The organism is Paraburkholderia atlantica (genome assembly GCF_009362785.1).
Lineage (GTDB): Bacteria > Pseudomonadota > Gammaproteobacteria > Burkholderiales > Burkholderiaceae > Paraburkholderia > Paraburkholderia atlantica.
Genome location: NZ_WHNQ01000004.1, coordinates 325,304 through 338,017 on the forward strand (window position 1 = coordinate 325,304; position 12,714 = coordinate 338,017).

Here is a 12,714-nt window from a genome sequence, read left to right on the forward strand (position 1 = left end):
TTTTCACTACAAAGTCGAGCGGACGTGTAGACGACTAGATTACATTTAGCATGCAAAACGATGCCGAAAGTGCGTTAAGTCCCCCGGTCACTATCAACAAATCAACAATAATGCGCATCAGACCAATAAATGTTGCGCAAATAGAAATAATCGTTGATGGGCTTTAAATACAAGGGTTTGCATCGATTGTCAGTTTTTGGCGACACTCTTTTTTTTCCGTTTCTACCCGGCGGATGCGCTGAGCTATTCTGCTTTCCGCAACAACGAACAATCATCTGCGTGGAGAAATGGATGAAACGAATCGCACTGTCTACCCTCTCGCTGGCGCTCCTCGGCGTCGCCGGTGTCGCACACGCGCAAAGCAGCGTGACCCTGTATGGCGTGCTGGATGAATCGATCCAGTACGTGAACAACGCTACGCCGCACGGCGGCAGCCTCGTTCAACTGTTTGGCGGCAACATCCAAGGTAACCGTTTCGGCCTGAAGGGCACGGAAGACCTGGGCGGTGGCCTGAAGGCAATTTTCCAGTTGGAAAACGGCTTTGACATCAACACCGGCAAGCTGCAGCAAGGTGGCTCGATGTTCGGTCGTCAGGCTTACGTCGGTTTGACGGGCGACGTCTGGGGCACGTTCACGGCTGGTCGTCAGTACGACCCGCTGGTCGACATGGTCCAGCCGCTGACGGGCGACAACTACTTCGGTAGCACGTTCGCTACGCCGGGCGACGTCGACAACAACGACAACAGCTTCCGCGTCATCAACTCGTTGAAGTACGTGTCGCCGGTCTGGTCGGGCTTCCAGATCGAAGGTCTGTATGCTCTGGGCGGCGTCGCAGGCGCGACGGGTTCGGGCCAGACGTGGTCGGGCGCGGCAACGTATGCAACGGGTCCGTTCAGCGTCGCTGCTGGCTACCTGCACGCAAGCAATGCGAATTCGGTGGCTGCGCGTACGGCTGCTGGCGGCTGGGCAGGTACGGCAGCGCCGGGCGCCACGTTTGACTCCAACTTCCCGACCTTCGCCGGCATCAACTCGGCTTACGCTGCATCGAAGTCGATCGGCATCGCATCGGCTGCGGTTCAGTACGTGACGGGCCCGTGGACGGGTAACCTGTCGTACAGCAACGCACAGTACCGTCCGGACGCGAACTCGGGCTTCGCGACGACGCAGAAGTTCAACGTCGGCCGCGCGTACCTGGGCTACCAGCTCACGCCGGCAGCGCTGATCGGTCTCGGCTATGCGTACACGCACGGCTCGGGCGACGCAAGCGCGACGTACAACCAGGTTTCGCTGGGCGGCGATTACAACCTCTCGAAGCGCACCGACGTGTACACGGTTGCCGCATGGCAGCACGCAAGCGGCAACCAGCGTACGCCTGGCGGCGGCCTCGTGTCGGCAACGGCTTCGATCGGTTCGTACGGCAACCAGTCGAGCACCAACAACCAGGTCATGGTCAGCCTGGGTATCCGTCACAAGTTCTAATCGAACTTCGAGTCGGACCTGATACGCGGCTGACGAGCCGCGTTATCAAAAACCAGCCAGAGGCAATGCCGATGGCTGGTTTTTTTTCGTCCTGAGGTTTCGGTGCGCAGCTAGCGTCGCTGCGCCTTGCCCTTGTCGGCTTGCGCGAGAATCTGCGCGGGCGCCACATCCTGCTCATGCTCGACGCCATCGGCGCCGACCGGCGCGCGATACAGCACCAGCGCGCGCTCCGGATGCGGCGACGGCGCATCCAGCGACTGCTGCCAGTCCGGATCGGGAATCTCGGCGAACACCTGGCGCAAACGCTCGCCCCACGTGCGGTGAATCATGTCGAAGTACGCGTTGTCGCGATCGATCGACACGAATCGCGTAACGCGCAGCGCATCCTTCTCGTACACCAGCAGATCGAGCGGCAAGCCCACCGACAGGTTCGAGCGCAGCGTCGAGTCCATCGAGATCAGCGCGCACTTCGCGGCCTCGTCGAGCGGTGTGGACGGCGTCAGCACGCGGTCGATGATCGGCTTGCCATACTTGGCCTCGCCGATCTGAAAATACGGATTCACCGCCGACGCCTCGATGAAATTGCCCGCCGCGTAGATCATGAAAAGCCGCATGCGGTTGCCCGCGATCTGCCCGCCGAGAATGAAGCTGCAATTGAAGTCGACGCCGAACTTCTGCAGCGCCGCGGCCTCGCGCTCGTGCACGCGGCGCACCGCGCTGCCGACCACGCGCGCGGCGTCGGCCATCGTCGGCACGCTCCACAGCGTCGGCTCGCTGGCATCGGCGGGCTCGGACAACTCGTGCAGCACCGCCTGGGTGATCGACAGATTGCCGGCGCCGAGCAGCACCAGCATGCGTTCGCCGGGCTGCTCGAACACCGACATCTTGCGCGCGGTACTGATGTGATCCACGCCCGCATTGGTACGCGTATCGGACAGGAATACGAGGCCGTCGTTGACGGCCATCGCCACGCAGTAAGTCATAAGGAATCCGCGGAACGCGAGGGAACGAGGCTATTGTAATGCGGCGCACAGGCGCCTTTTATCCGTGTTTACGGACTTTTTGGTGGCCATTTTTGCGGCCTTTAGCGTTGCAACGCGGCTACTGCGACATCTGCGTACTGACCGCCACCGCCACGTGAAGCTCCTCTTCGAGCCCGCCGATGCGTCGGCCGCGCACCGGTGCCGCCGCCTCATAATCGCGCGCGACAGCGAGCCGGCAATAGATCTCGCTGGCAAACCCGGCATGCGTGACGTCGAGCGAAATCCAGCCTTTGTCTTCGAGCCAAACGTCGACCCATGCATGACTCGCGCCATGCGGCACGTCGCCGGGTTCGATATAACCGCTGACGTAGCGCGCCGGCACGCCGCGCGCGCGGCAGCACGCGAGCATCAGATGCGCATGGTCCTGGCACACGCCGTTGCCGAGCGCGAGCGCCTCGGCGGCCGTGCTGGTGACCTCGGTCACGCCGGGCCGGTACTGCACCCGCTGCACGATCTGCTCGGCAAGCGTGATCAGGCTTGCCGGGCTCGCAAGACTCGCCACCGACTCCGCCAGTTCGCGGATCGCGCCATCGGCTTCGGTCAGACGCGTCGCGCAGGTGAAATGCTCGAGCGGAATCGGGCCGGGCGGATCGCGCAGCACGCCGTCGACGAGCGGCATCGTGTCCACCTCGCCCGACACGCGCAGATGAATCTCGTCGTGCGGCTTGTTGATGACGAGCGTATGCAGCACGTTGCCGTAGGCGTCGAGCGTGGCGTCGAGCTTGCCCGGCGCGTCGATGCTCCAGCGCCGCACGGTCTGCCCCGTGCCGCTCGTGGGCGTCAGGCGCAACTGCTGGATCGAATAATGAACCGTCGCTTCGTAGCGGTAAGAGGTGTCGTGGCGGATCGTCAGATACATGAGAAAACTCCGTCAGGCCACTGGCAGCATCAGATAAGTACGCGCCACCAGGTTGCCCAGCTCGAACACGCGAGCGAGGAACTGCGTCAGATAGCCGTGCAAACCGCTTTCGAATATCTGCCGGATGTCGGCATACAGCAGCTCGGCGCGCAGCTTGCCGGCGAAGCGCTCGCACTGGTTCGAGCCTGACGTGCGCAGCATCGCGAGATTGGTGCACACGCCGTCGAGCGAGGCGAGCAGCGAGCGCGGCATCTGCTGATTGAGGATCATCAGTTCGACGACGCGCGCCGGCGTCACGACGTCGCGATACACCTTGCGATAGATTTCGAGCGCCGACACCGAGCTCAGGATCGAGGTCCAGTAATAGAAGTCCTCGAGCTGGCGCGCGGCGTCGCGCGAATTCGGCTCGACGTTCGCGAAACGCACATCGAGAATCCGCGCGGTGTTGTCGGCGCGCTCCAGATACGTGCCGAGCTGCGTGAAGAAGAACGCGTCGTCCTGCAGCGCGGTGCCGATCGTGACGCCCCGCGACAGATGCGAGCGGAACTTGACCCATTCGAACAACGAGCCCGGACTGCTCGCGGCCTGCCCGCTCGCGAGCCGCTCGTTGAATTCGAGCCACGTGTCGTTGATGGTTTCCCACCACTCGGTCGTCAGCGTGCCGCGCACCGCGCGGGCGTTTTCACGCGCGGCCTGCAGGCATGAATGAATGCTCGACGGATTGCTCGCGTCGGCGACCATGAAGTCGAGCACGTGGTCGCGCGTCGGTTCGTCGTAACGCTGCGCGAAGGCGCTTTCGAGCTCGGAGATGCGCAGCACCGAGCGCTGCGCGCGCGCCTCCTGTTCGGCCGTCTGCGGCAGCAGTTGCGCCTTCAGGTTGATGTCGAGCATGCGCGCGGTGTTCTCCGCGCGCTCCATATAGCGGGCCATCCAGAAGAGGTGATCGGCGGTTCGGCTAAGCATGACGGCGTTCCATGTCTGTGATCTGAACGCGCGAGACCTTCGTCAGCGACGAAAGTCCGCGCTGGTTATCCGTTGAGCGACGGCGGCGCATCGCGCATTGCGTGCCGCTTGCGGCGCATCAGTCGACCATCCAGGTATCCTTGGTTCCGCCTCCCTGCGATGAATTGACGACGAGCGAGCCCTCCTGCAGAGCAACGCGTGTGAGGCCGCCCGCCACCATCGTGGTGGACTTGCCCGATAGCACGAACGGCCGCAGGTCGATATGGCGCGGCGCGATGCCCGCTTCGACGAAGGTCGGACACGCGGACAGCGCTAGAGTGGGCTGTGCGATATAACCAGCCGGACGCGCGATCAGCCGCTCGCGGAAGGCCTCGACCTCGGCCTTCGTCGAGGCCGGGCCGACCAGCATCCCGTAGCCGCCCGCGCCGTGCACTTCCTTGACCACCAACTCCGGCAGATGCGCGAGCGTATAGGCGAGATCCTCGGGCTTGCGGCACTGATAGGTCGGCACGTTGTTCAGAATCGGCTTTTCGCCGAGATAGAACTCGATCATGTCGGGCACGTACGGGTAGATCGATTTGTCGTCGGCGATGCCGGTGCCCATCGCGTTCGCGAGCGCGACGCGGCCGGCGCGATACGCGGTCAGCAGACCCGGTACGCCGAGCGCGGAATCGGCGCGAAACGCGAGCGGATCGAGAAAGTCGTCGTCGACGCGCCGGTAGATCACGTCGACGCGCTTCGGTCCCTGCGTGGTGCGCATGAACACGTAGTTGTCGTCGACGAACAGATCCTTGCCTTCGACCAGCTCGACGCCCATCTGCTGCGCGAGGAACGTATGCTCGAAATACGCGGAGTTGTACATGCCGGGCGTCAGCACGACGACGACCGGATCATCGACGCCTTCGGGCGCGACCGAGCGCAGCGTATCGAGCAGCAGATCGGGGTAATGCGCGACCGGCGCGATGCGGTTCTGCACGAACAGTTCGGGGAAGAGCCGCATCATCATCTTGCGGTTTTCGAGCATGTACGACACGCCCGACGGCACACGCAGATTGTCTTCGAGTACGTAGAACTCGCCTTCGTCGCCGGCGCGCACCACGTCGACACCCGCGATATGCGCGTAAACACCGAGCGGCACGTCGACGCCCTGCATCTCCGGACGATACTGCGCGTTGGTATAGACCTGCTCGGCCGACACGATGCCCGCGCGCACGATGTTGCGATCGTGATAGACGTCGTGGATAAACAGATTGAGAGCCCGCACGCGCTGTCGCAAACCGGCTTCGAGCGTCTGCCATTCGCCGCGCGGGATGATGCGCGGAATCAGATCGAAGGGAATCAGCCGCTCGGTGCCGGACAGGTCGCCGTTCACCGCGAACGTGATGCCGACGCGCCTGAACAGCAGGTCCGCTTCCGCGCGCTTGCGTGCGATCGCTTCGTCGCCCTGGCTGTCCAACCATCGCTCAAAGCGCGCGTAATGCGGCCGTACGCCATCGTCGTGATAGCGCATCTCGTCATAGCATCGCATGTCAGCCCCAGTCTTGTTTGTCGAATAGAAGGCGAATGCGCTGCGCATTCGGGATTCGACCTTGATCAAGCAAGCGTTATGCCATTGAATATGTCGTGATGATGCGCGTTGACGTGCACGCTATCGGCACATCCGCAGGGCGTCGAATTGCGTTGATCGTACTGTCGTGGACCATGATGCGCCAGTCAGGTGCGCGCGCGCCATCAGGGAGCACACTATGAGAAATGCGCCTGCCGTTTCGCCAATGGATTTCGACGAACGCTACGAAGCGAGCGCATAAAAAAGTCCCCGTGGATTTTCATCCACGGGGACTTCGATCACCTGCATGCAGGCGCTTTTTTACGCGCTCAAACGTCAGGCATGGTTAAGCACAACCGCGCCATGCCGACGCGTGAGCCGCGTGAGCAACGCGCTTAGGCAGCCGCTGCGTCCTTCAGCTTCTTCAGCGCGCGGGCCTTGATGCGCACGCTTGCCGGCTTGGCCGGGAACCAGCGCTCTTCGCCCGTGAACGGGTCCTTGCCGAAGCGCTTCTTCTTCGCCGGCACAGCCTGCACGACGATCTTCAGAAGACCCGACAGCGTGAATTCGCCAGCGCCCTTCTTGTGCACCGTGCCGAGGATCGTGTCTTCGAGCGCGGCCAGCACAGCCTTGGCGGTCTTCGGTTCCACTGCAGCACGTTCAGCGATGTGAGCTGCCAACGAGGCCTTCGTGAAGGTGTCCTTGATCGGCGTCGGTGCGCCAGACGCCTTCACGGCGACCTTCTTGGCTGCGACGGCTTTCTTCGCAGGAACTTTCTTTGCAGCAACCTTCTTGGTCGGTACCGGGGCAGCAGCCTTCTTGGCCACCTTTTTTGCGGAAGTCGGCATGTTTCTCCTACCTGTTGTGGTCAGTGAATTGCTCGAAGCGCACACCGTATGTGCACGCTTCAACGCCGGATTCTACAAGCGCTAAAGCGATTTGCGCGACTCTTTTATGTATTGCGATGAAGTTTTTTGCGTGGCACCAACGGTCCAACACGTTTTAGTACCTGTTTTAGCGGCTAAAACGTGCGCGGCAAGGTCTTCAACATGCAGGAGTAACGCTCGTTACAGTTCGTTTCGGCGGCGGTTTCGAGGTGGCGTGGCGAAGCGAGCTGATGTTTTCGCCCCTTGAATCAGGGCGTTTTCTTCGCTTGACGCGTCAAGCAACGCAACCCCGACGCTTTGACGATGCCCACGCCGCGCTTGCGGCGAGTTCCGTTTCAGCGTGCGATGCGCGGCAGGATGCCGGCGAGCGCCGTCAGCGCCGTGTCGATATGTTCGGCCGCGATGCTGCCATAGCCGAACATCAGCCCGGGCTGCGGTGTCACGCGATGGTGAAATGGCGCGAGTCCATAGAGGCCGATCGACGCTTCACGCGCGGCGGCGACGAGCGCCTCTTCGCCGAGCGACGCCAACGACCCCTTCAGCCGCGCCGCCAGATGGATGCCGGCAGTCGGCACGATCGGTTCGAACCAGCGCGCGAGGTCGCCTTGCAGATGCTCGAGCAGCACCGCGCGGCGCGCCGCATAAGCCTTGTGCATGCGCCGTAGATGGCGCGCGAAGTCGCCATTGAGCATGAACGACGCGAGCGCCGTTTGCGTCAGCGTGCAGCCGTGACAATCGGCGATCTGCCGTGCCTTCAGCAGCGGGCCGTGCAACGACGCCGGCGGCACCAGGTAGCCGATGCGCAACTCAGGGAAGATCGTCTTCGAAAAAGTGCCGACGTAGGCGACCAGACCGGCGCGATCGAGGCTCTTCAGCGGCTCCATCGGCCGGCCTTCGAAACGGTACTCGCAGTCGTAGTCGTCCTCGATGATGACCGCGCCGCGTTTTTGCGCCCATTCGAGCAGTTCGACGCGACGCTCGAGGCTCATCGGCATGCCGAGCGGAAACTGATGCGAAGGCGTCACGTAGACGAGCCGTGCCTTGTCCGGCAGCTTGCCGACGATCAGGCCTTCGCTATCGACCGGAACCGGCACCACGCGCGCGCCCGTCACCGTGAAGCAGGCATGCGCGGGTGGGTAACCGGGATCTTCGATCGCCACGATTTCGCCGGGCCGCAGCGTGATGCGCGCCATCAGATCGAGCGCGTGCTGCGCGCCCTGCGTGACGATCACGTCTTCCCAGTTGCTCGACACCGCGCGGTTGAAGGCAAGGTAGCGCGAGATCGCGAGACGCAGCTGCTGCTCACCGGCGGCGTCGCGATAGGTGCCGGGGCTGCGCGCCTGGCCGCGCAGCGCGTGATTCACACAGCGGCGCCAGACGTCGAAGGGAAACAGCGACTTGTCGGTCGCGCCGCCGATGAAGTCGAGCGGCGACGGCACCGACGGCCGCGGCAACGGCAGACTGTCGGGCATCTGCTCCCACAGCGGCTGCGCACGTGCCGCGGCCTTCGCCTGCGCCGCGTCCCGCTCGCGCGAACGAGCCGCCGCGCGCGCCTGCGCGGAGCGCTCGGCGGGCAGCCGTTCGAGCCCGTCGGCGACGAAGGTGCCCGAACCGGCGCGCGCGCTCAGATAGCCTTCGGACAGCAGCCGCTCGAAAACGTCGAGCGTGGTCTTGCGCGACACGCCGAGCTGCGTCGCGAGATCGCGCGTGGACGGCAGACGCGTGCCGCCGGCAAGCCGCCCTTCGAGAATGCCCGCGCGCAACTGCCGATAAATCTGTCCGGACAGATCGTGATGGCCTTCGACCGCGATGTGAATGTCCATTCGGGTGGTTACCTCAAATAACGGCGAAATGGTTATTTCGACCGACCAGTGGCGAACGTAAGCTTACCTCCACGGACGCCCATTTGGACGCCCTCGCACATTCACGAGGACTCTCTGATGCAAGCACGTCTCGACTTTTACAAGGCCTGCCCGAGCGGCACCCGCGCGATGCTCGCGCTCGAGGAAACGATCGGCAAAAGCACGATCGACAAGACCCTCGCCGAACTCGTGCGGATTCGCGCGTCGCAGTTGAACGGCTGCGCGTTCTGCCTCGACATGCACGTGACCGATGCGCGCAAGCACGGCGAAACCGAACGGCGTCTCGCCACGGTGGCCGCGTGGCGCGAAGCGCCGTTTTTCACCGCGCGCGAACGCGCGGCGCTCGAATGGACGGAGGCAGTGACGCTGGTCGCGCAAACGCGCGTGCCGGATACGGTATGGGAAGCAGTGAAGCCGCATTTCAGCGAGCAGGAAATCAGCGACCTGACGCTGCTGATCGTTGCGATCAACGGCTGGAACCGGATTGCGGTGTCGTTCAGGAAGATGCCGGAGTAAGCGGCGCGCCTTTGTAGTCGCGAGACCTCAGAAGATCACGGAAACCGCCACCGCGAGCCAGATCGAGGTCACGCCCGCTAGAAACAGATGCCGCGCGATCCGCACGCGGGAGTCGCTGTTCTCCGGCTCGACGGGACTCGTCGCCATCCAAGGCACGAGGCCGAGGCACGCGAAGCCGGCCAGCGCGAGCACGAAGACCACGATATCGGCCTTGTGCCAGGCGGTCGGCTCGTACATGCCCCAGTAGCCGAGAAACACGATGCCGATCGAGAACACGGTCGCGGAAGCGGCGCTGAGCGCGGGCACCGATCCAGTGGGAGTCGGCATGCTTGACCTCCGATCGTCAGATTGCGGCGGCGCTCGCGCGCGGCGCGCCATTCGCCCGACCCGCGTTCGCGCCGGCCGCGGCGAGCCGTCAGGAAGTGCGGGTCTGGCGCGCTTCGTACGTCTTCAGATGACTATAGGCGATGCGCAGCAGCGACAGGGCGTGTTCGCCCTTTTGCGCGTCGCCGCCGCGCGTGATCAGGTCGCCGAGAATATGATCCGCCTCGGTGTGCGAGCGGTTTTCGACGTCGCGCAGCATCGACGCGGTCAGCGGTGACGGCGTCAGCAGCACCTGGATGGCGCGCGCGTCGAAGTCCGCGTCCATCGTGAAGCCGTTGTGTTCGGCCACCGCGCGGCATTCGCCGAGCAGATTCTCGATCACGCGCCTGCCGTCAGGCGCAGCCAGAATATCGCCGACCGAACCGCGCATCAAGCAGGTACTCCCGGCCAAAGTGGCGAGGAACACCCATTTCTCCCACATGCGCAGCAGGATGTTGTCGCTGACCGCGACGTCGAACTGCGCGCCCGACATCGCATCGGCGATCGCCTGGGTGCGCTCCGAGGTGCCGCCCACGAGTTCGCCGAACGTAATCGCCTGCATGTCGTTCAGATGCACGATGTGCTGCTCCGCATTGAGCGTCGCGGCGATCACGCACTGGCCGCCGAGCACGCGCTCCTTGCCGAAGCGCGCGGTCAGCACCTCGATATGGCGCATGCCGTTGAGCATCGGCAGGATCAGCGTATCTTCGCCGACGAATGGCGTGAACGAATCGATCGCGTCGTCGAGACTGTAGGCCTTGCAGCTCAGCAGCACGAGGTCGAACGGCTCGCTGGCGACACCGGCCAGTATCGTCTTCACGTCGCGCAACTGGAGATTGCCCCGTGGGCTGTTGATCACGAGGCCGTCGCGCCGCAGCTTTTCCGCGCGACCGGCGCGCACGAGGAAGGTCACGTCCTGCCCCCCCGCCACCAGACGTCCGCCGAAATAACCGCCTACCGCGCCCGCCCCTACTACCAGAATTCGCATCGTGAGCCTCTTGAAAGATTTCGGTTTGCCGATCATGCGCGTCGCTGGTGGACGCATCCCGATGGGTGCCGCGTCCATGCGCGTCGCTGATGGACGCATCCCGATGGGTGCCGCGTATGTGCTTCTTGTGCAGAATGTAGCAAAGATTGGGAATCGGTTCCGGGGAGCGTTGCCCGTGGGTCCACGGTGCCCGTTGCATGGCGTGCGCGCAGCAGCCCGAACAGACCGGCGCGCCGCGCGAATCCAGCAAGTTTTACGACGGAACGCCACCCGATTGGCGATCTACGAGATAGTAAGTCCCACGCGGGATAGCGCCGACCATGGGCATCGAAGCAGCATCAGGATTATCGCGCCCCACGCCGCGACCGGAATACGCTTCGACCTTACCAAATCCAGGACAATCGAAACTCGACATCTCGCGCTTATTGAGCGTGAAGGTGCAGAAAACAGGCATTTTTCTTCTCTCCCTCAGCACTGGTGTCCGCGCACATCAATCAAATCGCTACTGTCTGCGCCGCGATCGCACTTGAACCAAAGATGCAGGGCTATCTTCATGATTACGGATTCCTTGAATCGTGAGTAGGACTGCCCTTTTACCATCGCTTGCCGGCCGAATACATGACCTCGCGCGCTTGCTTCTCACATTTGACGATCCGTTACATTGAAGCAGCGCTCGAACGAGCACACAATGCATGCACCATCCACCGCTCCAGTAACATCAGACGTCCCCCACGCGAATCCCCCACTTGACGCTTGGACGACCCAGCGTCACACGCCCCGCTGCCGTCACTGCGCCGCCACCGTTTCTCCCTGCTCCCACCCGCCCCCCAGCGACCGGTACAGCGCGATCGCCGAAAGCGCGTGCTCGCGCCGGGCCTGATTCAACGACTCCGAGTCGCGCAGATACGCTTGCTGCGCGTCGAGCACATCGAGGAAGCTCGACGCGCCGCCCTTGTACAACTCGGTCGACAGACGCAGCGCATGATTCGACGCATCGAGCGCACCGGCCAGGCGCTGCACCTGCGCCGCGCCGCTGACGAGATCGCTGCGATTGTCCTCGACCTCCTTCAGCGCTTGCAGCATCGTCTGCTGCAAGCCGAGCTGCGATTCGCGCATGCGGCTCTCGCTCGCGTCGATGTTCGCGGTGATGCGCCCGGCGTTGAAGATCGGGCTCGTTGCATTCAACGCGGCGCTGAACAGATTGTCGGTCAGCGTCGGCATGCCAAGGTACGACGATGCGAGCAGCCCATTGGTCAGGTTGATCTTGAACTGCGGATAGCGCTGGGCCTTCGATACCCCCACTTCCGCCGCACGCTGTTCGACGAGCGCATAAGCGGTGCGCACGTCCGGCCGATGCAGCAACGCGTCGGACGGCAACACCTGCGGCGCGCTTTGCGCAGGCACCGGAATCTCGCGCGCGCTGGAAAGCAGCAGCGTATCGAGACTTTCCGGCGTACGCCCCGAATACACGGCGATCAGGCTCAGTTGATGCTGGACCGTCGATTGCATGCGCGGAATCTGTGCCTGCAAGTCCTGCAACTGATTCTGCGCACGGGCGACGTCGAGCTGGGTCGACAGTCCGTAATGCAGGCGCGCCTGCGTGAGCTTCAGCGCGCGGCTGCGGATCTGCTCGTTGTCGTCGAGGATCTGCAATTGCGCCTGCGCCCAGCGCAGATCGATGTATGCAGCCGCCGTGTTCGCCGCGAGCGCGAGCCGCAACTGGTTCAGCGCCGCAACGCTACCCGACACCTGCGCCTGCGACGCCAGCACCGCGAGTCGTTCGCCGCCGAACACGTCAGGCGTCCAGCTCGCGGCGAGGCCGAAGCCGGCCTGGCGCACGTAGCCGAGCGGCGGCGGCGTATTCTGCCGCGTGGTCGACGCGCCCGCGTTCGCATTCAGCTCCGGCAGCAGCGCCGCGCGATTCTGCGTCACCAGATCCTGCGACTGCTTGACGCGCTCGGCCGCGGCCTGCACGTCGAGGTTGCCGGTCAACACCGATTCGATCAGCTGATGCATGACCGGGTCGCCGAATTGCGCCCACCATGCATCGGTGTTCACGCTATCTTGCGGTGCGTCGACGCTCCAGGCGGCCGGCGCCAGCGTCTGCACCGTATGCGGCAAATCGGCGTGCGTGGCCGGTTGCACCGCGCAGGCCGCGAGCGTCAAAAGAGCCGCGCTCGCCACTAACTTCATCACCATTCGTTTCAT

At 63.5% G+C, this 12,714-nt stretch carries 13 protein-coding genes; 3 read left to right on the forward strand and 10 right to left on the reverse strand.

The window, feature by feature from the left end:
* Positions 1–291 precede the first annotated feature (291 nt).
* Positions 292–1,479 (forward strand): porin, encoded by a 1,188-nt coding sequence (locus GCT19_RS08075; protein WP_018434150.1) that lies wholly within the window; start codon positions 292–294, stop codon positions 1,477–1,479.
* A gap of 110 nt (positions 1,480–1,589) precedes the next feature.
* Here GCT19_RS08075 and GCT19_RS08080 read toward each other — a convergent pair whose 3' ends face one another.
* The 6 genes from GCT19_RS08080 to pdxR form a co-directional block, all read right to left on the reverse strand.
* Positions 1,590–2,462: a proteasome-type protease gene (locus GCT19_RS08080; protein ID WP_026228441.1), complete on the reverse strand. Its 873-nt coding sequence runs from the start codon at positions 2,460–2,462 to the stop codon at positions 1,590–1,592.
* A 118-nt stretch (positions 2,463–2,580) separates the two neighbouring features.
* Positions 2,581–3,381: a transglutaminase family protein gene (locus GCT19_RS08085; RefSeq protein ID WP_152851578.1), complete on the reverse strand. Its 801-nt coding sequence runs from the start codon at positions 3,379–3,381 to the stop codon at positions 2,581–2,583.
* A gap of 12 nt (positions 3,382–3,393) precedes the next feature.
* On the reverse strand, positions 3,394–4,344 hold the full coding sequence (locus GCT19_RS08090) for an alpha-E domain-containing protein (RefSeq protein WP_018434147.1): 951 nt from the start codon (positions 4,342–4,344) through the stop codon (positions 3,394–3,396).
* Between the two features lie 118 nt (positions 4,345–4,462).
* Positions 4,463–5,872, reverse strand: a complete 1,410-nt coding sequence (locus tag GCT19_RS08095) for a circularly permuted type 2 ATP-grasp protein (protein ID WP_026228440.1) — start codon at positions 5,870–5,872, stop codon at positions 4,463–4,465.
* A 413-nt stretch (positions 5,873–6,285) separates the two neighbouring features.
* Positions 6,286–6,738 (reverse strand): HU family DNA-binding protein, encoded by a 453-nt coding sequence (locus tag GCT19_RS08100; RefSeq protein WP_013092256.1) that lies wholly within the window; start codon positions 6,736–6,738, stop codon positions 6,286–6,288.
* 374 nt (positions 6,739–7,112) lie between these two features.
* Positions 7,113–8,600 (reverse strand): MocR-like pyridoxine biosynthesis transcription factor PdxR, encoded by a 1,488-nt coding sequence (gene pdxR / locus GCT19_RS08105; RefSeq protein ID WP_152851579.1) that lies wholly within the window; start codon positions 8,598–8,600, stop codon positions 7,113–7,115.
* A 117-nt stretch (positions 8,601–8,717) separates the two neighbouring features.
* Between pdxR and GCT19_RS08110 the strand changes: the two genes are divergently transcribed.
* Complete coding sequence (locus tag GCT19_RS08110) at positions 8,718–9,155, forward strand: carboxymuconolactone decarboxylase family protein (protein ID WP_152851580.1); 438 nt, start codon at positions 8,718–8,720, stop codon at positions 9,153–9,155.
* A 27-nt stretch (positions 9,156–9,182) separates the two neighbouring features.
* Here the strand turns inward: GCT19_RS08110 and GCT19_RS08115 are convergent, their stop codons facing one another.
* The 3 genes from GCT19_RS08115 to GCT19_RS44790 all read right to left on the reverse strand — a co-directional run bounded on the left by GCT19_RS08115 (position 9,183) and on the right by GCT19_RS44790 (position 10,834).
* Entirely contained in the window at positions 9,183–9,482 is a 300-nt protein-coding gene (locus tag GCT19_RS08115; RefSeq protein WP_026228439.1) for a hypothetical protein, read from the reverse strand.
* 88 nt (positions 9,483–9,570) lie between these two features.
* Positions 9,571–10,506, reverse strand: coding sequence for a 2-dehydropantoate 2-reductase (gene panE, locus GCT19_RS08120; protein WP_152851581.1), 936 nt, complete (start codon positions 10,504–10,506; stop codon positions 9,571–9,573).
* Positions 10,507–10,759: 253 nt separating this feature from the next.
* Positions 10,760–10,834, reverse strand: a complete 75-nt coding sequence (locus GCT19_RS44790; protein WP_265102381.1) for a DUF2778 domain-containing protein — start codon at positions 10,832–10,834, stop codon at positions 10,760–10,762.
* Between GCT19_RS44790 and GCT19_RS44365 the strand changes: the two genes are divergently transcribed.
* Positions 10,827–11,036 (forward strand): hypothetical protein, encoded by a 210-nt coding sequence (locus GCT19_RS44365; protein ID WP_265334611.1) that lies wholly within the window; start codon positions 10,827–10,829, stop codon positions 11,034–11,036. The two genes, GCT19_RS44790 and GCT19_RS44365, sit on opposite strands and share 8 nt — an antisense overlap.
* A gap of 256 nt (positions 11,037–11,292) precedes the next feature.
* Here GCT19_RS44365 and GCT19_RS08130 read toward each other — a convergent pair whose 3' ends face one another.
* Positions 11,293–12,714: an efflux transporter outer membrane subunit gene (locus GCT19_RS08130; RefSeq protein ID WP_152851582.1), complete on the reverse strand. Its 1,422-nt coding sequence runs from the start codon at positions 12,712–12,714 to the stop codon at positions 11,293–11,295.

Excerpts from the sequence above, each read along its gene's own strand:
- GCT19_RS08075 (WP_018434150.1), top strand. The coding sequence starts at position 292 with ATGAAACGAATCGCACTGTCTACCCTCTCGCTGGCGCTCCTCGGCGTC.
- GCT19_RS08080 (WP_026228441.1), bottom strand. The coding sequence starts at position 2,462 with ATGACTTACTGCGTGGCGATGGCCGTCAACGACGGCCTCGTATTCCTG.
- GCT19_RS08085 (WP_152851578.1), bottom strand. The coding sequence starts at position 3,381 with ATGTATCTGACGATCCGCCACGACACCTCTTACCGCTACGAAGCGACG.
- GCT19_RS08090 (WP_018434147.1), bottom strand. The coding sequence starts at position 4,344 with ATGCTTAGCCGAACCGCCGATCACCTCTTCTGGATGGCCCGCTATATG.
- GCT19_RS08095 (WP_026228440.1), bottom strand. The coding sequence starts at position 5,872 with ATGCGATGCTATGACGAGATGCGCTATCACGACGATGGCGTACGGCCG.
- GCT19_RS08100 (WP_013092256.1), bottom strand. The coding sequence starts at position 6,738 with ATGCCGACTTCCGCAAAAAAGGTGGCCAAGAAGGCTGCTGCCCCGGTA.
- pdxR (WP_152851579.1), bottom strand. The coding sequence starts at position 8,600 with ATGGACATTCACATCGCGGTCGAAGGCCATCACGATCTGTCCGGACAG.
- GCT19_RS08110 (WP_152851580.1), top strand. The coding sequence starts at position 8,718 with ATGCAAGCACGTCTCGACTTTTACAAGGCCTGCCCGAGCGGCACCCGC.
- GCT19_RS08115 (WP_026228439.1), bottom strand. The coding sequence starts at position 9,482 with ATGCCGACTCCCACTGGATCGGTGCCCGCGCTCAGCGCCGCTTCCGCG.
- panE (WP_152851581.1), bottom strand. The coding sequence starts at position 10,506 with ATGCGAATTCTGGTAGTAGGGGCGGGCGCGGTAGGCGGTTATTTCGGC.
- GCT19_RS44365 (WP_265334611.1), top strand. The coding sequence starts at position 10,827 with ATGGGCATCGAAGCAGCATCAGGATTATCGCGCCCCACGCCGCGACCG.
- GCT19_RS08130 (WP_152851582.1), bottom strand. The coding sequence starts at position 12,714 with ATGAAACGAATGGTGATGAAGTTAGTGGCGAGCGCGGCTCTTTTGACG.